The following is a 25,213-nucleotide window of genomic DNA, read 5'->3' on the forward strand; positions in this document are numbered from 1 at the left end:
GTACCGCTTAGATACCGCTCATCCTACGTTAATCCTACGTTCATGAACGTAGGATTAACGTAGGATGAGCGGTATCTAAGCGGTATATAAGCGGTAAAAAACCGGTCAAGCCTTAATACAGAAAAACTTTACAGTTTGTATTCCCTTTCTCACCTACCCTCCCGCACTTTCTTTTCACGTATAAATACGCTGAAGTCACGTATTTCCTACCTAACCGGTTACCTTTCAGCATCTTAACTTTGTTCTCATCGTTAACAACCAAAACAACCCCAAAATGTCTAAAGAGAAGAAAAACCAGGTATTGGCGGATGAAAAGCAGGCGCTTGTTGACCTGCAACATATCCGCACACAAGTCGTACAGGACAGGACCATCTTCAACCTCGAAGCCGTGGGCCGTAACTATAAACTCGGACAAGCCTATAAGAGCGTCCGTAACCTGAAACTGACTGACAAAGAAAATATACAACTGCAAACCTATAGCGACTACCTGCTACGTTATAAGAAGTTCCTGGACCTGACACCATTGATAGAAGAAAAGCCCCGGCCTTCTTTCCCTGCCGGAGAAAGCTATCTGAACACCTATAACAGGCTCCGGTTTACCCGTGGAAAGGTATTGGTGATGGTACATGCAGATATCTATATACAGGTGAAAGACCGTATTGACCGTTATGTACTTGACCTCGGCCGGGACGGATTCTGGGCTACCATTCACGTAGTAAAAGGTGGCAAACCTGCCTACATCCGGAATTACATCCGTGACAAAGCGCCAGCAGGCGTCGTAATGGTAGGCGCTATTCCTGTGGCCTGGTTTGAAATGGACGACGATTTTTACGGCGCGCATTCCGAATTCCCCTGCGATCTGTTTTATATGGATACCAATGGTACCTGGACAGACGCTGATGGCGATGGTAAATACAATGCCGTAAGTGGCGATGTTACACCCGAAATATGGGTAGGACGCATCTGGACGCCAACGTCAGGTGGCAATGATGTAGCCCTGATCAATAATTACTTTGACCGTAATCATTTGTTCCGTATTGGCTCACTGGGTCATTCCCGTTCAGCGCTGGCATATGTGGAAGATGACTGGACTGGTTTTGACGATTGTGAGATGGACCTGATGACCCCTTCTGCCTATATCACCAAATACACCAACCCTGACATTACGGATGCTGACCTGTATAAAACAGAAATTAACAGGACCCGCTCCTTCGTGCAATTATGTTCACATTCATCTCCTCACGTACACTCTTTCCGTGTTCCGGCAGAAGGTACTACAGAATGGATCGACAGGTCCTATTTCAGAGATGAACGTTGTCCAAACGCTAATTTCTTTAATCTGTTCTGTTGCAGTACGGCACGTTTTACAGAGAACGACTATCTCGGCGGCTGGTATATTTTTGACAAGACAGGTGGAGAAACCAATATGGGATTAACTGTTGTGGGCAGTACTAAAACGGGTTCCATGCTTTTCTTTGCAGACTTTTACGAGCCTATTGGCAAAGGTAGCTGTATAGGTACGGCGCTGACAGAATGGTGGCAGGCCCGTGGCGCAGATCATGACCTGGGAGAAAGACAATGGTTCTACGGCATGAGTATATTGGGAGATCCTACATTGACCTGGTGGAAAGGTGCGGTACCAAGATTACAGGAACCAGTTAACGGATCAGTATTCAATCACTATCCACGGTCAATGACCTTCCGCTGGGCGCCGGTGAATATACCCGGAGTTACCTATTCTCTGGAAGTAGATGCCTTTGGCGCAGTCAATGCCGGTCAGTGGGCAGCACAATCTTTCCGCAGTTTCGGCGTATACCACAACATTACAGGAACTACTTTTAATCACAATTTCGTTGGCGCACAACCCGGACGCTGGCGCGTAAGAGCAAAAGTGGGCGACCGCTATTGCTCCTGGTCCGAATGGTCCTATTTCCGATTCACCATCTGATAATCACCACAAAGCAGGCAAATGCCGGTTGGCCGTTCCTAAAAGGGACGGTCAATCTTTTAATAATCGCCAGAAGCACCACCGCCGCCACCTGAACCACCACCAAACTGCATTTGGTCAGGGCGTGGTGTAGCAGCATGGCTCATGGTTTGTGCTATTATCAGCGATTCTATCTGTATTGCTTCTATTGCATGCCTTTCGTCTGATGATGCTGCAGTAAAACCGTGACGAGGTTCCTTCAGATAACGGATCAATCCATAAGCAATGCCGAGCATCACCATACCGCCCAGCGTCATTGCTACTTCTATCGGCGCTACACTATGATAATAACGGATAGTATACACCATAGCGGCAATCAGCAACAGGCCTACACAAATCAGTATCCTGTCTTTTTTCCGGATACCTGCGTAAATATATACCAGTGGCAATGCCACTGTCAGTATCCAGAAGATCCATCCTCCGGGAATACTTTGTCCGGATTGCAGGTCCAGATTGAACATTTCAATACTTACTTCCCTCACCACGAAATAATTCCCTCCCAGGTACAGGGTGATCAATGCACAGACCTGCAACATCTCCAAACATCTTTTATAATGCCGGTAGGTATGTATTCTTGTCAGTATCACTGATTGAAAATATACACCCGCTGAAGTTATGATCACCATAAACGGAGTGACTACCCTTGTCATACCACCACCACTTTCACAGAGGGAAAAGACCAGTCCGAGCAGGGACAAATGAGCAATGATGATCATGCTGACATCTGCGAAGCGTAATACAAAGAAGATGGATAAGATCAGTGTTACAAAACACCATACCCAGCCGGGGGCATCAAGGTCTGTCGCCACTCCCAGTCCGGAAAGTATGCCGATACCTGCGGCCCACAACAGGGCAGCATCTGCTCCTGATTTATAATGCTTTTTGTCACGTACCATGAATTCCGCTAAAGCATAAGCGCCAGCGCCAAAAATGAAACATAATACGCCCATGGCGGCCTCTCCTCCCGCGTTGAACATTAATGCAAAGAGCCCGAAAGAAAACATCAGGATAATGATCGTTAGAATAAAAATGCCAATACGCATATAGGGATTAGGCATATAGAGATCTACCGGATAGGCAGCTTTGATAGCCTGGTATTCCTCGGGTGTGACACAGTTTGTCTCCCTTGCCTTCTCAGCCTGCTCCTGTACATGCAGGTTATCCAATGTCTTACTGTTATATGCGATCATGCTTTTTTCAGTTTTTTGTTGAGGTTAATCAGTAATAGAATAGCGCCTATTCCAGACACGATGAAATATAACAGGCCAGCATAAATACTGCCCTCATCACCCGTTTCTATCAACAATCTTACTATCATAAAACTCAGGCCTATGTATGCATATAAAGTAATGATCAATACGAAATAGAATGAGCGCTGTTTTATAGCATAGTAATAAAAAAATACTACTGCAGCAACAAGCAACAGGAACCATAATCCGTATGGACCATCATAAGCCGTAAACATTCCTGCAAGATTTGCAATAAGAAAAATATGCGTCCCGAAATTGCTATAGGTAAATGCATAGTGAGCTTTGAAGTTTGACTTGTAACTCAGCAACGCGGTGCCTATCAGTAAAGCGCCCAACAATAATCCCGTGTATATCAGCGTATGGCTGGAAAAGTCGTTAGCGCTTAGTAATTGAAGCGGTGTAACCGTTACTCCCATCCAGGCAGCCAGGTTAGTAATACCCATACTTAATACTCCCAGATGATCAAAGTAGTAAGCCGAGAAAAACAATATCAGCATCGGGATAAAAGTAGCAGCTCCGTATCTGGTACCAAATACGTTGTACTGCACCTGCAGATAAGTGATAAAGGTGAGCATCAGCAAACATCCCAGCAACAGTATATAATCGAAAAAACCATTGGGAGCCGGTACCTTCTCCCGGGAGAAAGGTAACTTATGGCGGAAGCTATAATAAAAACAACCGCCACATGCTAATGCTATCGCCGCCAGGATGGCCTGATGACCTATGGTGTCTATGTTCTTATATATCAGTATTCCCAAGCCACCGCTTAGTAATAAAACGCCCAGGTACAAGATGGTCTTGAGCTCCCAGTGTACAGAGAAAAGCCTGCTGGCTGTGATGGTGCGTACTTTTTCCGCTGATTCAGCTGAAATAGTCCCCTCTTTTTGAAGTCGTTCAAACAATTCAATATCCATAACCTTCGAAATGATGCGAAAAAGTATAACAATAAATTCACATGAACAAGTAGTGATACTAAAATGCCTGTTTTCAGCTACCAAAACCTCCACCGTGATATTTTCTGCAGCAACCAACGCGGCCAGCAAACTTTTCTTTATCAAGACGCTACAATAATACGCCTGACAGTATTGTTCAATAATGCTTTGATCCTTGCTCTCTTTTCGTTAAGTTCTTTTTCCGGGAACTCGTTATAACGTTGGTATACATAATCAAACAGATCTACAAAATCCTGTCTGGCCTCTGCCCGTGTCCTGCCAACGGCGATCATTGCCAACATATCATTCAGGATCATGTATTGGCCAGCTTCTTTGGTCATGACGGAAAGTAAAGGAAAATTTAAAACGTACTTCCTGCCCTCTCCATTTAACACTTTTATTGAAAAGAGATAAGACTTAGGTCGTTTACGTTTGGGTGTGCACTTTTTCTTTTTTACTAAGGCATTTTCCATATGTGTAGTTTTTATTTACGGCATTCGGGAACCTAACAATTGGAAATTATTGCAACAATTGCTGCAGACAAATCTTTGAAAAAAATATGGCATGCTGTAAGAGGAAACCGGGTACAATGAATATCAGCTCTTCATCTTACAAACAATGGCGTTCACGTTCATTCGTTACAGTTACAATCAAACTGTACACAATTATAAAAAACAATTTACAGGATTTAGTTAATTGGAAGTTAATAAGTATTTTATTTTTTCCTCCTGCGATCCATACCTGTCGCAGGCTGCCATGCGCCCGACAATCTTTGTAATTACACCACATCCTTGCATCAGAAATATATTTTACCGCCTGCAATCGTTAGCAATTAAAATTTATTTTTTAAACTTCTGACAATCATATAGCTTTGTTGATACGAGAATGGAAGTATCCCCTTTTTAAGCAAAACCACATCAAGAACCTTATTTTTCTTTCACTAGCTACTCAATCAGAAACACCAGACCGGCAGCACACTGAATAGTTTCCTTTGTGAAGATGATGATATACTCATCAAGAGTAAATCCTGCACGTGCATTCCTTTAGCACTTTTACTTACTTCAAATTCAACTTTGAATTTCGGATCGTTATTTCAGTTCACTCCAAAACATCACTACTCAAATGTCTAAGATCAAGATCTCAGAATTGGTAGCCGACCTTCAAAAGGCCGATACCCAGTGGCAGGCAAGAGAAACTACTGTTTCCCAGCTGCCCGATCCTCAGCAAAAAGCGTTACTGGGTGTTGTCGTAAACACTGCGGAACTCGCATCTGTTATGAACAAGCGTGCTGCCGCAGCTCCGGTAGCCAATTTTGCACAACAGGTGGACTGGCGCAATCGTAATGGTAATCACATCACTCCTGTTAAAGATCAGGGTGGTTGCGGCTCCTGCGTATCATTCTGCGCTACCTCCGTTACTGAAGCAATGGCGTCCATTGAAAAAGGACAATTGCTTAACCTCTCAGAAGCAGACCTCCATTTCTGTTCTTCGCATGGCGCTAATTGTAACGGATGGTGGCCTACTGATGCTTTCAGCCAGATCAAATCAAGAGGTATTCCAGATGAGCCCTGTTTCCCTTATGAATCAGCTTTTCCGGATAATAATATCTGGAAACAACCTCCCAGTTGTAAGGTAGGCCCTAACCGCGATGCAAGGGCGGTAAAGATCACCAACTCTACTACTATTGCAAACATCACAGAAAGGAAAAACTACCTTACCAACAATGGTCCCTGTTCTGCCGTTATGCATGTTTACGAAGACTTCTTCTCTTATGCAGATGGCGTTTACAAACATGTCAGCGGTGCTGACTACGGTCTGCACTGCGTAACAGTGATCGGTTATTCTGAAATAGAAAACTGCTGGATCTGCAAGAACTCCTGGGGCACCGGATGGGGTAAAGGTGGATTCTTTAAGATCGCTTACGGACAAGCAGGCATAGATACAGAATTCCCATTCTGGACTGCAAGCGGTATTAAACTTCCTGCTCCTGCACATGGATGGCATGGATATGAAAACCTGGGCGGATTATTATCATCCAGACCAAATGCTGTATCATGGGGACCAAACCGCATAGATGTTGTTGTACGCGGTATGGATTCTGCCGTTTACCACAAATGGTGGAACGGTACTTCATGGCTCGGTTGGGAATCACTGGGTGGACAGATCCAGGGCGCTCCTGCTATCTGCTCATGGGCATCCGGACGACTGGACATCTTTGCGCTGGGCCTCAATCACCACCTGTATCACAAATGGTATCAGGGTGGATGGAGCGGATGGGAGGATCTCGGTGGATTGTTATCTTCAGAACCTGCCTGTGTTAGCTGGGGGCCAAACCGCATAGATATCTTCGCCCGTGGCATGAACTCTTCTATGTGGCATCTTTGGTGGAACGGCGCATGGCATGGCTGGGAAGATCTCGGAGGCGTTATCAACTCAGCGCCTGCAGTGTCTTCATGGGCGCCGGGACGGCTGGATTGTTTTGCCCGCGGCCTGAACAACACCCTCTGGCACAAATGGTATGATAACAAATGGAGCGGATGGGAAGATCTCAAATCCAGCATGTTTGGCAGTCCCGGTGCAGTATCATGGGGAGCAAACAGGATAGATGTATTCTACCCCGGACAAACTTACAACATGATGCATAAATGGTGGGATGGCTCGAAGTGGAGCGGAGACGAAAACCTTGGAGGTATACTTTCTTCTGACGTAGGTGTATCTTCATGGGCAGCTGGCCGCCTGGACTGCTTTGTACAAGGCACTGATTCCGCCATGTACCACAAATGGTATGTATAAATAGTAGCTTATAATTGCGAATTACGGTCTGCTATATGACCTTCTGGCCCGATGATTGCCGGATGTTATATAGTGACTGTAATTCGCATTTTATCAAAACCCAAAACTATGGAAAGCGAGGCTAAAGAAATAAAAGCTGGGAGTACCCTACCTGTTATTCTGCCAGGACTTGGCACTGCAGGCTTTCAGTGGTTTTACCAGGTCAGCGATACGGCATGTGTTGAGGTAAGACCGTACGACCATGCAGTTGATACCTTCAAACAAAATGTTGGCACCAGTAATGAAGAAGCCTTTGTCATCCTGGGGAAAGCTCCCGGACGGGCGACCGTTACCTTTGAACAGCGCCGTGTCTGGGAAAAAGAAGGCCAGGCCATTAATGGAAGAAGATTAGAAATAACCGTAACCTAATCATTTTTAAATCCTACACCCTTTTAAAAGTGCCCGCTTTAGAACCCGGTAGCTGTAAAAAACAGCCTATCCCTTACCCGTTTTAACTATTGAAATAAAAAATATATATCCCCCTACCCACCCATTTTTCTCTTCTCCGAGTATTTACTGGTGAAAGTTAACTGTTGCTGGCGGAAGCTTCCTTCAGGGGCCTCCGGCGTTGTGCATGGCTATATGCCTATACCCTGCCAATTCATAGAGTTGGACAAAAGCTATAAAAGACCGAAATCTATAATGACCGTTCATGAAGCGTATCTTTACCCTATTATTATTCATCCATACCGGCACACAGCTACTGTATGCGCAAAACTATACTCCGGTGCCTGTTACCGGGTTCAATGCCGACATCGTAGCTGAAGCAGGCACCAATGCTGTGGCTGTCACATCTACCGTTATAGATGGCAGTAATCACATTCTGCATACACAGGCCTTCGCTGCTACTAATTTCATTGGCGGTGGTATCATCAACTCCGGCACTTTTGTAAGTGGCACGCGCACCTACCAGATGAATCCCTATACCGGTCCAAACGCATTATATCTTTCTGCAGGGGGTAATGTGGCGAACTCTCTACCTGCAGGCACACTTACACTGGCCACTCCGGGCAGTTTCAGCAAACTGAGTATCCTTGCTTTCGGCACAGAAAATAATAGTACCGTTACCGTGACATTGAATTATACAGATGGTACGTCCGCGAATGCAGGCAATCTCCAGATCAAAGACTGGTTCTTCGGTACGCCTTTTATATTCAGTGGTATGGGGAGGTTAACCCGCACTACCGCTTCTCCCACTGTAGATGGTCTTCCTTCTAATCCGCGGATGTATGCATTTGATTTTAACATTCCCTGTGCTGATCAGGCGAAACAGATCAGGTCTGTTTCGTTCCTGTATGTACAAGGACCTAATATCAGTTCGAGAGCACTGATCATGGCACTTTCCGGTGTATCGTATACGCCGCTTACCTATACACATACAGTAACGGATGCCATTTGCGGAGGTGCCAGCGGAAGCATCGCTGTAACAGCTGCAGGTGGAACACCGCCGCTTAACTATTCATGGAATACAACTCCGGTGCAAACAACGCCTACTGCCACAGGGCTGGGCGCAGGTTTCTATACGTTGTCCATCAGAGATGCTAATAATTGCATCACTACTATTACGGATACCGTGGAAATGTCATCGCTGGTAAGCCTCACTGCAGCGGCCAATCCTACAAAGATCTGCGCAGGAGAAACGGCTACTCTATCTGTCACGGCGACAGGTGGCACTGCAACGAATTATTCATGGACGCCGGGAGCCGGTACAGGAAGTACCGTATCCGTTAGTCCTGCTGATACGACAGCTTATATTGTTTCCGCGCAGGATGCCTTTGGCTGCCTGATAAAAGATACTGTGGAAGTGGATGTTAAACCTACACCTGTGGCAGACTTCTCTGTGTTACCCGATGTTGTATGCCTCGGTTCAGGCAACACATTAACATTCACCGGAACTGCCGGTACAGCTGCAACCTATGACTGGCACAATTTTTCAGGAGCTACTATGCAAAGCGGTACCGGTGCCGGGCCATATGACATCCGCTTTGATGCAGCTGGTGTTTACCCCGTACGACTACAGGTTACGGAAGATGGTTGCGTATCTGACATTGTCACTCACGATATCAATGTAGCACGGCCGCCAATTGCCGGTTTTACTGTCAGTAAAACGCCTGTTTGTGCAGGTGAGTCCACCACTATTAATTTCAATGGCAATTATACCGGCAACGCTACTCCTGTATGGGATTGGGGAGGTGGCGTCGTGCAAAACGGAAGCGGCTTCGGACCATATACTGTTACTTACCAGCAGAGCGGCACAATACAACTCATCGTACGGGATAATGTATGTACGGATACAGCCAACCCTGTTACGGTTACTGCCATTCCTATACCGGTAGCTGATTTCACCACAGATCTCACCACGGGTTGTGCTCCGGTTGATATCAGTTTTACCAATCGTTCACAACTGGCAGACAGCTATGAGTGGTCGCTCGAAAACGGCTACAATACAAACGATACGGATCCTGTGTATAGTTACAATACTCCAGGAACTTATACTATCACACTGACAGCCACCGCACAGGGCCAATGCTCTACAACCGTTACCAGGACAGCTTTGATCAAAATACTGGCACCGCCTGTGGCAGGTTTTACAGCTACACCAGGAGAGAACGTTCCTGTAGAATTTAAGAACGGCAATTTCGTCTTCAACAACATTTCACAATATGCCATAGATTATAACTGGGATTTCGGAGATGGTAATACCTCTGATGCCGCTGCTCCACAACATAAATATGAACTGCCAGGCAGCTACCGGGTAACACTATATGCAAAAAATGAAATTGGCTGTACCGATAGTGTCAGTCATGCATGGTATATCGTTACGCCAGACCTTGTACTGGAAATACCTAATGCGTTCAGTCCGAACGGAGACGGTATCAACGACCGCTGGAATATAGACGGATTGAAAGCAAGACCGTCTGCTACGACAGAGATCTACAACCGCTGGGGCCAGATCGTGTTTACAGGTATCGGTTATGCTCCATGGGATGGTACCCGTGCGGGCAGGTTGCTACCGGAAGGCACCTATTATTATGTCATCAAAACATCGGCAGACGAGAAGCCTTATACAGGATGGCTCGCACTGCTACGGTAATAAATTTAGTATCAACCAAAAATACAATTGAATGAAACGTGTTCTTATTGTTGCCTCCATGCTGGTAATATGCGCCTGCAGGTTATACGCTCAAACCTATACGCCCATTGCCGTAACAGGTTTCAACAATGACGGAGTAGCCGAAACAGGCGTCAATGCTACAGCTGTGACCACCACAGGGCTTGACATCCAGGAAAAAATACTCTACACATTTGATTTTGCTGCCGCCAATAGTTTAGACGCAGGGATAGCGAACGATGGTGTTTTTTCTACCGGATTGCGTACTTATCAAATGGCGGGTTTTGCAGAAAACAATGTACTGTATCTGTCCAAACTGGGCGGCGTCCAGAATACAGTCGGTACAGGCACCCTGGCATTTACTACGCCCGGTGCATACAGTAAGATAAGCCTGTTATGCTTCTCTACCGAACAGGGAAGTACGCTGGGGATTACGTTCAACTATACAGACGGTACAACATCACCACAGGTCGTTGCAAGCATCCTTGACTGGTTTGGCGGTATCAATCCTGTTTTTGATAGTTATGGCCGTATCAAAAGACAGCCTGCCGGACCGTATGCAGTAGAAGGACTTACCTCCAACGATCCACGTATTTATTGTATTGACATTGCTCCTGCATGTGAAAACCAGGCAAAGCCAATAGCATCTATCACTATAGAATACCTCATAAGCGGCGACTTCAATAACCTGTCCAGGGCCGTCTTTCTTGCTGTATCAGGATTGGCTTATGTTCCCGTTGCTGTTACTCCAGATGTAACGAAAGCCACCTGCGGCAACAGCGACGGTAGTATTGCCATCACCGCTACCGGTGGTGCATTCCCGCTTACTTATTCATGGAATACCACGCCAGTGCAAACCACAGAGGTAGCTACCGGCCTGCCTGCAGGCACGTATACCTGTACTGTTACAGATGCCAATGGTTGTAACGCCGATTTTGCTGCTGATGTTAGTGAAGAATCCATGACGCTGCTGAAAGCCCTTGCCAAACCGGCCGATATTTGTTCCGGCACCACTACAAAGCTGTATGCAATACCTACCGGCGGCAATATGAGATCATACACATGGGAACCAGGCAATATAACTGACTCCAGTTTTACCATTACACCTGATACCACTACTACCTTCAAGCTTACTGCGGAAGACCAGAATGGTTGCCGTGTAATAGACAGCATCAAAGTGACCGTTACTAAAAAACCGGTTGTGCCGCTTGTATCAGCACTGACCATCTGCCCCGATAGTACAGCTACTTTAAAAATAGATAATGCCACAACACCTTTTACCTACAACTGGTACTCCTATCCTTCCGGCGGCGACGTGGAAGGACAGGGAGCAACCTATATCACACCGGCAGTGGGAGCTGAAACCACATGGTATGTGGAAGCAGTAAATGGTCCCTGCAGCAGCGACAGAACAGCGGTAACTGTTACACCGTATGACCGGGCTATCACGCCGGTAGTGAAAGCAGGAAATATTACTACTAACGGTGTTACCTTCACCTGGGAGCCAGTACCCGGTGCAACCGGCTATATTGTTTCTGTAGACGGCGGTACATATGTAACACCAAGCACCGGAAACAACGGTACATCACATCTGGTAACCAGTATTACTAACCAGGAGTCGATATCTATTAAAGTGATCGCTCTTGGCCCTATAGCCTGTCAGAATAGTTTGCCAGGCCTGGCTTCCGCAAAACCGAAACCAGGAGAAATATTCATCCCGAATGCCTTTACGCCCAATGGCGACGGTAAGAATGACAATTTCAAACCGGAGGGCACTACGATATCCGCCATTGACATGAAAGTATTCAATCAATGGGGAGAACTGATCTATCAGACTAATCAGCTGACTGGCTGGAATGGTACCTATAATGGTAAACTGCAGCCTACAGGAGTATACACTTACACTGTAAGAATTACACTGAATAATAAAACCGAACTGACAAAAAAAGGCGCCATAAACCTTCTACGATAGACACTGTTAAAGATCCGTTTTATTCAAGGGCATTCTGAAAGTAGTATACTTTCGGAATGCCCTTCTTTATTATAACACCGTTAGATAATGAGGACCGTACATCATTCCGCCCTGAAAAAACATTCAATGTATCTGAAACACAATCATTCATATAGTAATAGCCCAGACTACTAAAAAAGATAGTACCTTGCCGGGGGAATATTTAACAGCGGGATAAGCGTTTTCTACTCATCTTTGCGCCGTTGCATTTATTAACCTCCCATCAGGTTAAACGTCATGAGAATAGACACAACGGACATGTTGCAGCATATAGAAACCACATCCACCATTAATCATTATAAAAGAAACAACATTAAAGCAGTGTGTATTGAGCATCATGGCTTCAATCTTCTCCAGATGTCTCTCCGTGCAAACACTAAAATTCTGAACTAATCTGACAATGAAAAAAGTAATTCTCGTTACCGGCGCATCTACAGGCCTGGGTTTCGCTACTGCCAAAATACTGGCAGCAGAAGGGCATACCGTTTATGGCACCAGCCGGGATATCAAACGTATTAAAGATGCTCCTTTCAAGCCGCTGCAGATGGACATTACCGACGATGCTTCTGTAAATACTGCCATTGCCCAGATCATCAAAAATGACGGCCAGATAGATGTGGTGGTTAACAACGCCGGTAATGGCATTGTTGCACCGCTGTATGCAACGCCTGTGGACGAAGCCAAAAGACAATTTGAGGTAAATTTCTTCGGTATGGTGCGTGTGAACAGTGCTGTTCTTCCCGGAATGATCGAACGGAAAAGTGGCATGATCGTGCAGATCAGTTCATTGGGCGGTCTGTTCGGTTTGCCTTACCAGGGCATGTACTGTGCTTCCAAATTCGCGGTGGAAGGATACTCAGAAAGCCTTCGCATGGAACTATTATATACTGGCGTTAAAGTAGCTGTTGTAAATCCGGGCGACTTCAAAACCTCATTTACAGACAACCGCGAGAAATTACCGTTTTCCCTGTCGCACGAGAAATTGCAAAAAGACTTCGATGCCGCCGTCGCCTGTATGGGAAGGGATGAACAGAATGGCAGTCATCCGGATGTAGTGGCCAAAAAGATCAGTAAGATCATCTCCAAAGCCAATCCGGCACACAATTATCTGGTAGGCGCCCTGGGACAGACCATAGTACCGACGCTGAAAGCCATCCTCCCCGGAAAGATGTTCGCGAAGCTGATGAACGGCCACTATGGTATTAAATAGCCACATGCTCCTTTGAAGCACTCAGGAATTAGTATATTTTGTAATAGGGTTGATTAATAGCCATTGCGCTTAATCAGCCCTATTTCTTTTCAGAGGCCCTTAAGCAACCCCGTCCGTAAAAAACTTTGATTTTTACAACTATTCATTTGAATGAAACAATAAAACGAACAGGATTCTTGCCAACTTTACATCGTATTTGAAGGTACTCAACGGACAGAAGACAGTAAAAAAGAACCACGTTTGACGGGTGGTTCTTTTTTTATAGAATGTAACAGATATATAAAGTCATTACTTCAAGATTCCTTCAAAGTTTAAAACGAATTATGCAGTTGATATGAAAGTACTGCTCGTTGAAGATAATATGGAGCTGGCCGGCAGCATTAATAATTTTCTCGAAAAAGAAGGTTATCTGTGCGAAGTGAGTTACACCAGCAATGAAGCACATGATAAATTGGTTTCGTTTCAATATGATTGTGTGCTGCTGGATATTACATTGCCTGATGGCAACGGGCTGGAACTTCTTCAGTTTATTCACCTGGAGAAGATTGACTGCTGTGTGCTGATCATTTCTGCAAGGAACTCTTTAGACGATAAGATAACAGGATTGGAGGGCGGCGCCGATGATTATCTGACCAAACCATTTCATCTCACCGAATTGCACGCCCGCCTGAGAGCGATATACAGGAGAAAGAAATTACAGGGTAACAACATTATTACATTTAACGAGATAACATTGAATACCGATACCCTGGAAGCCGTCGTGAATGATGTGAGGCTGGACGTGACACCAAAGGAATTTGACCTCCTGCTTTATTTCCTTGTCAACAAGAACAGGGTCTTATCGCGTCAGTCTATTGCCGCGCATCTGTGGGGCGACTATACCGACAATCTGGCCAATTTTGATTTCGTATACCAGCATGTTAAAAACCTCCGCAAGAAGATACATGCCGCAGAAGGCGGAGATTATATTAATACGGTATATGGATTAGGGTACAAATTTAATACTGCCATGTCATGAAACTGATCAACAAATTCACCTTGTGGTACCTCTGCATCACACTGGCAGCAATGCTTGTAGGAGTGGCGATCGCTTACAATAAAGTAAAGTCAGGGATTGACCAGGCAGAGATCAACAGGTTGAAAGTATTCAATGACCAGATGGCCCGTCAGATGCAAAGAGGCGTATCCCCTGATACCTACATGCGTGGCAGGCCTGCAGAAATTACGCTGTTGCAAAATGAGATACCGGTGAACAGGTTCGAAGTGCATGAGCATACATTCTACAATACCATGTTACAGCACAGGGAATGCCGGCTGACTGTTACTTCTTTTTATAAGATAAACGGGCAGTATTATAGCATCTCCTCCTATAATTATATCACCAAAGCAAAAGAGATCCTGCAGGGATTACTAAGTTCCTTCATCTGGATCTTTGCCATACTCCTGGCACTGGCAGTATTGTCTGCCCGCTTTGTATCACGGTTGATACTGGCGCCTTTTCATCACACGATGAAAAAAGTCCGCTCGTTCAACCTGAAAGATAAGAAGCCATTACAACTGCCGGAGGTCAATGCAGCAGAACTTAAAACGTTGAACAGCTTTCTGAACGGGATGACTGACAAGGCGCTGGACGATTACCGCTCACTGAAAGAATTCACCGAAAACGCATCCCATGAATTACAGACGCCGGTGGCCGTACTGCGGAACAAACTGGAACTGATGACAGAAGCCTACCTGCACGGGAAAGAACCAGATACTATTACGGGGCTGATCGCGGATATGCAAAACGCCATTGACAAGCTATCGAGAATAAACAGTTCACTGACCTTACTAGCCAGGCTGGAAAACAATGAATTTGGCAATAAGCAGTCTATTTCCTTCAGTCAGCTAACGACAGATGCGTTGCAAAGCTTTTCCGAGCTGATAGACATGAAAGCCATTACACTGGATACGAAGATCACGCCAGGCGTATCTGTACAGTTACATCCCGCGCTGACAGATATTCTGCTGGGCAACCTGCTCAGTAATGCGATCCGGCACAATGTACAAGGTGGTACTATCAGGGTAAGCCTGGTTAAATCAAGGCTGATCATCAGCAATACGGGAAACCAGCCGGATGTACCTACTACAGAGCTGTTCAAGCGTTTCAAGAAAGGCAGGAAGAACAGCGACTCGATAGGAATAGGTCTGGCTATCGTGAAACAGATCTGTGCCGTCAACCATTTTAATATTAAATATGACTATGCCGGTGGATGGCATACTATGCAAATAATTTTCGAGGAATCAACAGAGAGCACAATGTCAGATAAGGAAAACGCCAACGCACTATTTCCTGAAAAGCAACATTAGTGTTCATGGTCTAATGTTCAAGTATTATCATGCAAACAAAAAGAATCGTCGTGATCCTGTTCCTGCTGTTATGGCACGGATCGATGGAAGTTTTACACGCACAACAGGTACTGACGTTGAAAGAGGCTGTACAGACAGCACTAGCCAACTACGGATCAATTAAGGCCAAGGCTAATTACCTCAATGCCTCAAAGTCCACCGTCACACAGGCAAAGCGGGACTATCTACCGAACCTTAACCTTTCGGCCCAGCAGGATTACGGTACAGTAAACGGACAGTTCGGTCCATCTTATGGTCTGAATGGGCTGGCGGTATCCTCATCAGGTCCTACCCTGCCATCACAAAACTGGAACGCTGCATTTGGCGGCCTTTATCTTGCCAACGTAAACTGGGATTTCTTTGCTTTCGGCCGTGCCAAAGAGAAGATCAAAACAGCACAGGCAGTAGTAGCCAGAGATCAGGCGGATTGGGAACAGGAACAATTCCAGCAATCAGTAAGAGTAGCTGGGGCCTATCTCAATCTACTGGCAGCACAACGCCTCACCAGGTCATGGTGGAACAACCTGGAACGTGCGGATACATTTCGTGCAGTGGTCGTAACAAGAGCCAAGAACGGATTGATACCAGGTGTTGATTCTACCCTGGCTAATGCAGAAGTGTCCAATGCAAAGATCGCTTATACAAAAGCAAAAGATGTGGAACAGACACAGGCAAACCAGTTGGCAGTATTGATGGGCGTACCTCCTACTGAATTCACACTGGATACGCTGTTCATTGCACGTATTCCCGCAGCACTGACGGATAGTGTGAATACGGCAGTACAGGGGCATCCTTTGCTGAAGTATTATGAAAACCGTATCAAACTGAGTGATGAACAGACACGCTATATACACACACTGAACTTTCCTGCGTTCTCCGTATTCGGTGTTATGCAGACAAGAGGTTCAGGCTTTGACGCCAACTATATAACAGACCAGACAGCATATAACAAAGGCTACTGGGATGGTGTAAAACCCGATCGTAGTAATTATTTACTGGGCGTAGGCGTAACCTGGAACATTACTTCTCCGCTGAGAGTGAAACACCAGGCAGCTTCCCAGAAATTCATATCTAAGGGCCTGCAGGATGAATATGAACTGGTACGTCAGCAACTGACAGCACAGTTATCACTGTCTGACACCCGGATCCAGAATGCACTTGTTAACTATGCAGAAGCTCCTATACAGGTCAATGCGGCGACAGAAGCCTACCAGCAAAGGACTGTCCTGTACAGGAACGGGCTGAATACGATCGTAGACGTAACACAGGTCTTCTACACACTGAACCGTGCGGAAACAGACCGTGATATCGCCTACACTAACGTATGGCAGGCACTGTTACTGAAAGCTGCTGCTACCGGCAATTTCTCTCTATTCATCAATGAATTCTAATTAAATGAACCTGATAAGATCAGCATTACGCAAACCAATATCCATACTGGTAATAGTGGCTGCCCTCTTCTTCTTCGGCATAGGCGCTGTAAGAACGATCAAGGTAGACATCTTCCCAAAACTGGACCTGCCGGTGATGTATATTGCCCATCCATTCGGAGGATATACTCCTACCCAGATGGAAGCATACTTTGGTAAACAATATATCAACGTCCTGCTTTACGTAAATGGTATCAAAACCATTGAAACAAAAAATATACAAGGGCTTACACTCATCAAGGTGAGTTTTTATCCAGGTACGAACATGGCACAGGCACAAGCAGAACTGAGTGCCTTCTGTAACCGTATACAGGCCATTTTCCCTCCAGGCTCACAACCACCCTTCATTATCCGTTTTGACGCCTCTACCCTGCCCGTGGGCGAGCTGGTATTAAGCAGCGAAAAACGTAACAATAACGAGTTGCTGGACCTTGCCAACACTTATGTACGTTCCTCTTTCACCTCCATTCCCGGTCTGGTGTCTGCACCTCCCTTTGGTGGTAACTTACGTACTGTAGTGGTGAAGGCAGATCCTGAACTGCTCCGTTCTCATAATATGACGCCGGATCAGCTGGTAGAAGCATTGCGCATCAACAACCAGACCTCACCATCCGGTAATGTACGTATCGGCGATATTAACTTCATTACACCCGCTAACACCGCGATTCGCACAGTAAAGGACTTTGAGAACATCCCGATTTTCAAAGGAGGTGTACAAAACCTTTATCTGCGTGATGTAGCGACAGTAGAAGACGGAGCTGACATCACCACAGGTTATGCACTGGTGAACGGACGCCGTTCTGTATACTTAAGTGTGGCAAAATCCGGTGATGCGTCTACCTGGGATGTGGTTCAGAAACTGAAAAAAGCATTGCCTAAATTCCAGTCACTGCTTCCGGAAGATGTGAAACTGACATATGAATTTGACCAGTCGGTATATGTGATCAACGCTGTAAAAAGCCTTATCAGCGAGGGTGCTATCGGTGCGATCCTTACAGGGCTTATGGTACTACTCTTCCTCGGAGATCCGAGAGGAGCGCTGATCGTGATACTGACTATTCCGACCTCCATCATAGCGGCAGTACTCTGCTTGAAAGTAGCAGGACAGACCATCAACATCATGACACTAAGTGGTCTTGCACTGGCTATCGGTATCCTGGTGGATGAGAGTACGGTAACGATAGAGAATATACACCAGCATCTTGACATGGGTAAACCGAAAGGACTGGCCATCTGGGATGCGTGTAAGGAAATTGCCTTCCCGAAATTGCTCATCCTGTTCTGTATCCTTGCGGTATTTGCACCGGCGTTCACAATGGGTGGTATTCCGGGATCACTGTTCCTGCCACTGGCGCTAGCTATTGGCTTCGCAATGATCATTTCTTACTTTCTGGCGCAAACCTTTGTTCCTATCATGGCTAACTGGCTGATGAAGGAACATCCGCATACGGGACATGAGCCGGACCATATCCTGAGTAAGAAAGAACTTGCAGAAAGAGCTGATATAAACAGTAACGGTAAGCTTTCGATGTTCGAGCGCTTACGTAACCGTTTCATGCGTTTCATGGAGCGGATCATGCCGGCCCGCAAACTGATCGTATCGGTATATGTTATAGCGGGTATAGGATTGGTTGCGCTGATGCTCAATACTATCGGAAGGGACGTACTGCCGCGTGGTAACGGCAGCCAGTTCCAGTTGAGATTGCGTGCGCCAGAAGGCACCCGTGCTGAAAGAACAGAAGAGATCACCATAAAAACGGTCAATGCTATCAGAAGCATTGTAGGACCGGAAAATGTATCTATTTCATCATCTTACGTGGGACAACACCCCGGACAATTCTCCATCAGCCCGATCTACCTGTTCATGCCAGGACCGCAGGAAGCAGTAATACAGGTTGCGTTGAAAGAAGACTATAAGGTGAATATGGACGAACTGAAAGATAAGATCAGGGAAAAGATGAGGGCAGAATTACCGGGTGTTAGTCCTTCATTCGAGCCGATAGAACTCACCGATAAGATCCTCAGTCAGGGTTCTCCTACGCCAATAGAAATAAGACTTTCCGGCAGGAACAAACAGCTCAATGAGCAATATGCTGCGAAGGTAATCGACAAACTGAAAAAGATCCCTTATCTCAGGGATGTGCAGCTTGGACAGTCTACCAAATATCCTTCTCTGAGGATCACTATTGACCGGGTACGTGCAGCACAGCTGGGAGTGGATGTAAGTGACATCTCCCGTTCGCTGATCGCGTCTACTTCTTCCTCCCGTTACACAGAGAAGAATATCTGGATAGATGAGAAATCAAACTTAAGCTACAGTGTTCAGGTACAGATACCGGAAAATAAAATGACCGCTATTGAGGACATCGCAGAAATTCCTTTGCTGAAGAACGCCAGCAGACCGGTATTAGGAGATGTGGCTACAATAACGAGAGACACTACTTACGGTGAAGCAGATAACCTGGGTGCTATTCCTTCACTTTCTGTTACGGCCAATACAAACAATATTGACCTGGGTACGGCGACTGACGATGTAAACAAGGCGATTGCTTCTATCGGAGAACTGCCACGTGGTCTCAGCGTTGAACTGATCGGTCTGAGCTCAACACTCACTGAAACACTGGACAGCCTGCAATCAGGATTGGTGGTAGCGGTGATAGTGATCTTCCTCATGCTGGCAGCTAATTTCCAGTCCTTCAAGGTATCAATGGTAGTACTGGCCTCTGTGCCGGCAGTATTGATCGGTTCACTGACCTTACTGATTATCACCGGGTCTACGTTGAACCTGCAGTCTTATATGGGTATCATCATGTCGGTGGGCGTATCCATCTCGAATGCCGTGTTACTGATCACGAATGCGGAGCAATTACGATTGGGCAACGGGAATGCTTTACTTTCTGCAAAAGAAGCAGTAGCATTACGTCTCCGTCCGATCCTGATGACCAGCCTTGCGATGGTAGCAGGTATGATCCCGATGGCGAGCGGCCTGGGAGAATCCGGCGACCAGACATCCCCGCTGGGACGTGCCGTGATCGGCGGGTTGATCGCCTCAACCTTCAGCACCCTCTTCATACTACCGCTGGTATTCGCATGGGCGCAGGGCAAGGCTAACACACAATCGGTATCGCTTGATCCGGAAGATAAAGAAAGTAAAAACTATGTACCATCCTTACATGAATAATATGAACAGTCTAAAAGCACTTGCTATCACGATAATATGCAGTTTACCTGCTACTATGCTGCTCAGCAGCTGCAGCCACACAGAAGGTAAATCAGAAAGTAAAGAGGCCGCCGCGCCTGAAGAAGCAGCCATTTCCGCTATCACCCTGCAAAAAGGCAAATTGTCTTCTTCTCTCCAGATACCTGGTGAGCTGATCGCCTACCAACAGGTAGACATCTATGCAAAGGTGAGCAGCTTTGTAAGAAAGCTGCATGTGGATGTAGGCTCGGAAGTAAGCACAGGCCAGTTGCTGGCCACCATGGAAGCGCCGGAGATCACCTCTCAGCTGTCAGGTGCGGAATCAAGATTAAAAGCACAGGAAGCAATATACCTGGCCAGTAAAGCTAATTATGACCGTCTGTACTCTACCAGCCTGACACCGGGAACTGTGTCCAAGAACGACCTGGATATTGCACTGGCCCGTCAGAATTCAGACAAGGCACAACTGGATGCTGCAAGGGCTTCCTACAGGGAAATTACCGATACCCGGAACTACCTGGAGATCAGAGCACCATTTTCAGGCGTTATAAGCGCGAGAAATGTCAGCGCGGGCGCTTATGTCGGTCCAACGGGAAAAGGCTCTGAATTCCCTTTATTTACCCTTCAGGAGCAAAAGAAACTGCGTCTTGTGATATCTGTGCCAGAGGCATACACTGCCTATCTCAATAATAACAGTGAGGTAAACTTCAATGTTAAGGCGTTCACAGGCCAGTCATTCACCGCCAAGGTGAATCGTCTTTCCGGCGCTTTGGATACCAGGTTACGTTCACAACGTATCGAAATGGATGTGATCAACAATGATAAAAAACTGCTTCCAGGTATGATCGCAGAAGTGAACATTCCAATGAACAGTGCTGACAGTGCATTCCTGGTTCCTAAAACAGCAGTCGTAAATTCTACCCTGAACATATTCGTAGTGAGAGTGACAAACGGCAAGGCTGAAAGAGTACAGGTACAGACAGGACGTGAAGCAGACGGAAAAATTGAAATATATGGAAGTAATCTCAACGAGGGCGATACGATCGTAACTACCGCCACCGAAGAGTTAAGAGACGGCGCTGAACTAAAGCATGTAAAAACAGGCAAGTAAGTAAGGATGTAATCAACGAAAAAGGCTGTCACTTGCGGACAGCCTTTTTACATATATATAGGGAGCCGAATACTATTGGATCAATACTTTCTTTGTATATACTCCGGAACCGTTTGTTACCACCAGGATATAGAACCCGCTGGCGATATTACCGGTTGCAAGCGATACACGCTGTGTATTGGTTTTCTTATAAGCCGCTACTTTCTTATTCACATCCAGTAACTGTACCTGCACAGGTTTTGTGGCATCATATTTCTCTACGTTTACAGTCAGGGTCCCACCGCTTACAGATGGATTTGGGAATACACTGATACCGGTACTTTCTTCATGTTGTACATCTGCTGGCGACAATGCAGCAATAACTACAGAAGAAACCTTATCATTCCAGTTAGTCGGATCCAGTAAAGACACATCTGATGTAATTGTCGTACTGGCGCCTGAAAAGTTATTATTAGCATACAATGTAACCTGGTATCCGGCTGTTACTTTCAGTGAAGTAATATCATCATTACGCGCGCCATATGCCTGTAGCTGGGCCAGGGTATAACTACCCACAGGTAAGTGCACACCATAGCCACTGTAGTTGATGTCCTGGAACATGCTCACAGCAATTGGCTGTGGTGTAGAATAAGTAAACGGATACGTTTGTTGTGCCTGCACGAATTGTGTTTCATACTGGGTGGTCCATCCGAAAGCGGTTGTAGCCAATGATTTCAGGTTCACGCCCGCGGCAGCGCTCCAGAAATGTACGAACTCGCCCATATTCATGCTGTTGTAATTGTTACCTGACCTTGAGAAGTACAGGGACAGCTGATTGAAGTAACGGTTCAGTACTTTAGCACCACCGTATTGGTTGTAGATGGGATAAAACCAATCTTTGAACCAGGCAGTGTTAGCTCTCGGGAAATTGTCGCGGGTAGCGGTGAAATCATTGTAAGCTGAAGTAGCCCTGCTTTCCAGACCTAACCCTTTGTACACATCATAAATAAAGATCTCGGCCCATTTGCTGTCGCCCCAGATGCCAAAGGCAGGTGAGCCGTGCATGTTCTTGCCTCCTATTTCCACAATATGGGCTACTTCGTGTGTAAGCAGGTTGTAATCTCCCTGAGTAGCGCTTGTCCACGGACCAGCGCCGGCATCGATCACGTTTCTGTTGTCGTGACTTGCATCGAAATAAGTAGAGGGGTGTCCGCCGCTATATTTGTTCGTATGCAGGATGGCGAACAGGTGCGGGTCGGTACCAAAAGAGCCATAGGTCTTTTTGGTATAACGCCATACATCGCCGAGGTACTGGCGCGGCCAGGTAACAGACGTGCTTACGTCATTGTCAAAATAGAGGGCCAGGTCATTGTCATAAAAAACGCGGGAAATAAGCTGGTTGTGTTCAAACCAGTGCTCCTGCCAGGTAGCAGGAGGTGTTTGTGCTTTTACCTGGGTAACGGGAAATGCCAGGCAGGTCAGGAGTACCAATACGTAGAACTTTTGCATAAAAACGGATTGAATGTTGAAAAAAAACTGACGGACGGTCTGTCCTACAGTGTTATATGAATAAATGATCTTATTGCATAACTACTTTCTTCTTGTATTATTTCTTGCCGTTTACTGCTACCAGTATAAGAATAGCACCGGCCATCACGCCGGTGCTAAAAGGAAACGCAGGATAGAATTGCTTTCTTATAAACCACTGCGGTCCTGCTGACACCCATCAGAAATTTATTTCTGATCTAAACGCTTAAGCGAATCGGGTGCCGGTTGGTCTACACATAGTAATGGTTGAATCTTGAGGGAAAAGCTGCCGGACAAACGTCCGGCAGCGGTATATGAAATCAGGAATATGTCATTACTGAATCAGTACTTTACTGGTATATGTGTTGATACCATTGGTTACTGTCAGTATGTAGAATCCGCTGGCCATGTTACCGGTACCGATATTCACTACAGCAGCATTAGCCTTTTTATAAGCTACTACCTTTTTGTTCACATCAATAACAGATACATTTACCGGAGCAGATGCATTGTATTTTTTAACATTCACAACCAGTGTGCTTCCTTTTGCAACCGGGTTTGGATATACCAGCAGGCTGCCATTAGCTTCAATACTCAGATCTGTGGTTTCAGGCACATGTACAGCTGCTACTGTTCTTGGCGTTGCAAGACCAACGATGCCATAACTGAATTTTTCCCAACCATCGATAGCGGGCCTGGTACAGGTCATTTCAGCTACACCGTTCTCGGAAGAAACATACATACCGTTGTTACCACGCAGGGAAACAGTACCGTCGCTATTAACGATCCAGTCAAACGCCTCCCATCCCTGTACAGATGGCCTGTTGCAGGTGATACTTTTTACGCCGTTCTCAGAAGAAACGAACAGACCGCCATTGCTCAGTGCCACTTTGCCGTTACCTGCATCTGTTACCAGGAATTGGTTCCAACCTTGTACAGCAGTAGCATTTGTCCACATAGCCCCTACACCGCCTTTTGAACTCAGGTAACCGCCATTGTTACCTCTCAGCCACACAGTTTGTCCGACAGGTGCGGGATTTTCAGTAGATCTTTCAACGATAATAGAAGACACCATGTCGTTCCAGGAAGCATCAATCGCGATAGCATCGGCAGTAAACGTTTTGCTGGCGCCGGTGAAGTTATCATCAGCATAGAAGGTCACTTTGTAACCTGGCAAGACTTTTATTGAAGAGATATCGTCATTGCGACCGCCAAAGGCCTTTAACTTAGCCAGGTTATAACTTCCTGGCTGCAGGTATACGCCATAGCCACCGTAATTGATGTCCTGAAACAGACTTGCAGCTGTAGGTCCCCAGGAGGTGTAGGTAAAGGGATATTTCTGTTGCGCTGCTACAAACTGGTTTTCAAATTCGGCCGTCCAGCCAAAGGCGTTTGTCGCCATCGGCTTCAGGTTTACGCCAGCTGCGCCGCTCCAGAAGTGGACGAATTCTCCCATGTTCATACTTGGGTAGTCAGTACCTGACCGTTGAAAATAGAGTGCTAACTGTATAAAATAGCGATTCAGCACCTGTGCTCCGCCGTACTGGTTATAGATTGGATAAAACCAATCTCTGAACCAGTAGGTATTAGGTCTCGGAGAGTTATTCGTTTGCGGATTAAACAGGTTATATGCGCCTGTAGCCCTGCTTTCTAAACCAAGTGCTTTATAGGCGTCATAAATAAAGATCTCTGCCCACTTGCTATCGCCCCAGATGCCGAAAGCAGGTGAATTATGCATGTTCTTACTGGCCCCCTCCACGATGTGTGATACTTCATGTGTAAGCAGATTATAATCATTTTCCGTAGCACTTGTCCAGGGACCGTATCCGGCATCGATGACATTTCTGAAATCGTGACTGCCGTCAAAATAAGTTGAAGGATGACCACCGCCATACTTGTTTGTATGCAGGATAGCATATAATTGCGGTTCAGTTCCGAATGAACCGTAAAGTCTTTTGGTGTAGCGCCACAATGCAGACAAGTGCTGCATGGGCCAGGTAAGAGAGCGGCTTACTTCACTGTCATAGTAAAGGGCCAGATCATTATCAAGGAATACACGGGATACCACCTGGTTATGTTCAAACCAATGCTCCTGCCAGGTAGCGGGAGGCGTTGTTTGCGCCTGTGTTGTTTGAGATGTGATTGCCAGGCTGCCGGCAATCAGTGCCAGCATAGAAAGTTTACGCATTATACAGAGGAAATTATGAGGGAAAATGAAAACTAATAAAGAAGAAGGACTACCATA

At 46.0% G+C, this 25,213-nt stretch carries 16 protein-coding genes; 11 read left to right on the forward strand and 5 right to left on the reverse strand.

The window, feature by feature from the left end; genetic code table 11:
• The first annotated feature begins 274 nt into the window (after window positions 1-274).
• Entirely contained in the window at window positions 275-1,948 is a 1,674-nt protein-coding gene (locus C7475_RS29950) for a C25 family cysteine peptidase (protein WP_110057118.1), read from the forward strand.
• Window positions 1,949-2,007: 59 nt separating this feature from the next.
• On the opposite strand, the gene C7475_RS29955 is transcribed toward C7475_RS29950, so the two are convergent.
• The 3 genes from C7475_RS29955 to C7475_RS32850 all read right to left on the reverse strand — a co-directional run bounded on the left by C7475_RS29955 (window position 2,008) and on the right by C7475_RS32850 (window position 4,642).
• A complete protein-coding gene (locus C7475_RS29955; RefSeq protein WP_110057119.1) occupies window positions 2,008-3,177 on the reverse strand; it encodes a hypothetical protein in 1,170 nt (389 codons plus the stop codon).
• Window positions 3,174-4,151: a DUF2157 domain-containing protein gene (locus C7475_RS29960; protein ID WP_110057176.1), complete on the reverse strand. Its 978-nt coding sequence runs from the start codon at window positions 4,149-4,151 to the stop codon at window positions 3,174-3,176. The genes C7475_RS29955 and C7475_RS29960 overlap by 4 nt, the downstream gene beginning before the upstream one ends.
• 140 nt (window positions 4,152-4,291) lie before the next feature.
• On the reverse strand, window positions 4,292-4,642 hold the full coding sequence (locus C7475_RS32850; protein ID WP_146217706.1) for a hypothetical protein: 351 nt from the start codon (window positions 4,640-4,642) through the stop codon (window positions 4,292-4,294).
• Between the two features lie 649 nt (window positions 4,643-5,291).
• On the opposite strand from C7475_RS32850, the gene C7475_RS29970 reads away from it, so the two are divergent.
• The 10 genes from C7475_RS29970 to C7475_RS30015 all read left to right on the forward strand — a co-directional run bounded on the left by C7475_RS29970 (window position 5,292) and on the right by C7475_RS30015 (window position 21,462).
• Complete coding sequence (locus tag C7475_RS29970; RefSeq protein WP_110057121.1) at window positions 5,292-6,962, forward strand: C1 family peptidase; 1,671 nt, start codon at window positions 5,292-5,294, stop codon at window positions 6,960-6,962.
• 108 nt (window positions 6,963-7,070) lie between these two features.
• Complete coding sequence (locus C7475_RS29975; RefSeq protein WP_158286655.1) at window positions 7,071-7,370, forward strand: protease inhibitor I42 family protein; 300 nt, start codon at window positions 7,071-7,073, stop codon at window positions 7,368-7,370.
• Between the two features lie 283 nt (window positions 7,371-7,653).
• A complete protein-coding gene (locus C7475_RS29980; RefSeq protein ID WP_110057123.1) occupies window positions 7,654-10,095 on the forward strand; it encodes a PKD domain-containing protein in 2,442 nt (813 codons plus the stop codon).
• A 31-nt stretch (window positions 10,096-10,126) separates the two neighbouring features.
• Window positions 10,127-12,085 (forward strand): gliding motility-associated C-terminal domain-containing protein, encoded by a 1,959-nt coding sequence (locus C7475_RS29985; RefSeq protein ID WP_110057124.1) that lies wholly within the window; start codon window positions 10,127-10,129, stop codon window positions 12,083-12,085.
• 439 nt (window positions 12,086-12,524) lie between these two features.
• Entirely contained in the window at window positions 12,525-13,334 is an 810-nt protein-coding gene (locus C7475_RS29990; RefSeq protein WP_110057125.1) for an SDR family oxidoreductase, read from the forward strand.
• 334 nt (window positions 13,335-13,668) lie between these two features.
• Window positions 13,669-14,352 (forward strand): response regulator transcription factor, encoded by a 684-nt coding sequence (locus tag C7475_RS29995; protein WP_110057126.1) that lies wholly within the window; start codon window positions 13,669-13,671, stop codon window positions 14,350-14,352.
• Window positions 14,349-15,683, forward strand: a complete 1,335-nt coding sequence (locus C7475_RS30000) for a HAMP domain-containing sensor histidine kinase (RefSeq protein ID WP_110057127.1) — start codon at window positions 14,349-14,351, stop codon at window positions 15,681-15,683. The genes C7475_RS29995 and C7475_RS30000 overlap by 4 nt, the downstream gene beginning before the upstream one ends.
• A 29-nt stretch (window positions 15,684-15,712) precedes the next feature.
• The gene (locus C7475_RS30005; RefSeq protein ID WP_110057128.1) at window positions 15,713-17,113 is read left to right on the forward strand and encodes a TolC family protein; all 1,401 of its coding nucleotides are present in this window, start codon (window positions 15,713-15,715) and stop codon (window positions 17,111-17,113) included.
• A gap of 4 nt (window positions 17,114-17,117) precedes the next feature.
• Window positions 17,118-20,333 carry an efflux RND transporter permease subunit gene (locus C7475_RS30010; RefSeq protein WP_110057129.1) on the forward strand — a complete coding sequence of 1,072 codons (3,216 nt, stop codon included), beginning with the start codon at window positions 17,118-17,120 and terminating at the stop codon, window positions 20,331-20,333.
• Window position 20,334: 1 nt separating this feature from the next.
• A complete protein-coding gene (locus tag C7475_RS30015; RefSeq protein WP_233260015.1) occupies window positions 20,335-21,462 on the forward strand; it encodes an efflux RND transporter periplasmic adaptor subunit in 1,128 nt (375 codons plus the stop codon).
• A gap of 72 nt (window positions 21,463-21,534) precedes the next feature.
• On the opposite strand, the gene C7475_RS30020 is transcribed toward C7475_RS30015, so the two are convergent.
• Together C7475_RS30020 and C7475_RS30025 are read right to left on the reverse strand one after the other, a co-directional pair.
• Window positions 21,535-22,950: a T9SS type A sorting domain-containing protein gene (locus C7475_RS30020; protein ID WP_110057131.1), complete on the reverse strand. Its 1,416-nt coding sequence runs from the start codon at window positions 22,948-22,950 to the stop codon at window positions 21,535-21,537.
• A 352-nt stretch (window positions 22,951-23,302) separates the two neighbouring features.
• Window positions 23,303-25,156: a T9SS type A sorting domain-containing protein gene (locus tag C7475_RS30025; protein ID WP_110057132.1), complete on the reverse strand. Its 1,854-nt coding sequence runs from the start codon at window positions 25,154-25,156 to the stop codon at window positions 23,303-23,305.
• Between the last annotated feature and the right edge of the window lie 57 nt (window positions 25,157-25,213).

Source organism: Chitinophaga sp. S165, assembly GCF_003182155.1.
In the GTDB taxonomy this organism is placed as follows: domain Bacteria; phylum Bacteroidota; class Bacteroidia; order Chitinophagales; family Chitinophagaceae; genus Chitinophaga.

What these genes read in the sequence shown, in the direction of transcription:
- C7475_RS29950 (WP_110057118.1), top strand. Translation starts at nt 275, where the DNA reads ATGTCTAAAGAGAAGAAAAACCAGGTATTGGCGGATGAAAAGCAGGCG.
- C7475_RS29955 (WP_110057119.1), bottom strand. Translation starts at nt 3,177, where the DNA reads ATGATCGCATATAACAGTAAGACATTGGATAACCTGCATGTACAGGAG.
- C7475_RS29960 (WP_110057176.1), bottom strand. Translation starts at nt 4,151, where the DNA reads ATGGATATTGAATTGTTTGAACGACTTCAAAAAGAGGGGACTATTTCA.
- C7475_RS32850 (WP_146217706.1), bottom strand. Translation starts at nt 4,642, where the DNA reads ATGGAAAATGCCTTAGTAAAAAAGAAAAAGTGCACACCCAAACGTAAA.
- C7475_RS29970 (WP_110057121.1), top strand. Translation starts at nt 5,292, where the DNA reads ATGTCTAAGATCAAGATCTCAGAATTGGTAGCCGACCTTCAAAAGGCC.
- C7475_RS29975 (WP_158286655.1), top strand. Translation starts at nt 7,071, where the DNA reads ATGGAAAGCGAGGCTAAAGAAATAAAAGCTGGGAGTACCCTACCTGTT.
- C7475_RS29980 (WP_110057123.1), top strand. Translation starts at nt 7,654, where the DNA reads ATGAAGCGTATCTTTACCCTATTATTATTCATCCATACCGGCACACAG.
- C7475_RS29985 (WP_110057124.1), top strand. Translation starts at nt 10,127, where the DNA reads ATGAAACGTGTTCTTATTGTTGCCTCCATGCTGGTAATATGCGCCTGC.
- C7475_RS29990 (WP_110057125.1), top strand. Translation starts at nt 12,525, where the DNA reads ATGAAAAAAGTAATTCTCGTTACCGGCGCATCTACAGGCCTGGGTTTC.
- C7475_RS29995 (WP_110057126.1), top strand. Translation starts at nt 13,669, where the DNA reads ATGAAAGTACTGCTCGTTGAAGATAATATGGAGCTGGCCGGCAGCATT.
- C7475_RS30000 (WP_110057127.1), top strand. Translation starts at nt 14,349, where the DNA reads ATGAAACTGATCAACAAATTCACCTTGTGGTACCTCTGCATCACACTG.
- C7475_RS30005 (WP_110057128.1), top strand. Translation starts at nt 15,713, where the DNA reads ATGCAAACAAAAAGAATCGTCGTGATCCTGTTCCTGCTGTTATGGCAC.
- C7475_RS30010 (WP_110057129.1), top strand. Translation starts at nt 17,118, where the DNA reads ATGAACCTGATAAGATCAGCATTACGCAAACCAATATCCATACTGGTA.
- C7475_RS30015 (WP_233260015.1), top strand. Translation starts at nt 20,335, where the DNA reads ATGAACAGTCTAAAAGCACTTGCTATCACGATAATATGCAGTTTACCT.
- C7475_RS30020 (WP_110057131.1), bottom strand. Translation starts at nt 22,950, where the DNA reads ATGCAAAAGTTCTACGTATTGGTACTCCTGACCTGCCTGGCATTTCCC.
- C7475_RS30025 (WP_110057132.1), bottom strand. Translation starts at nt 25,156, where the DNA reads ATGCGTAAACTTTCTATGCTGGCACTGATTGCCGGCAGCCTGGCAATC.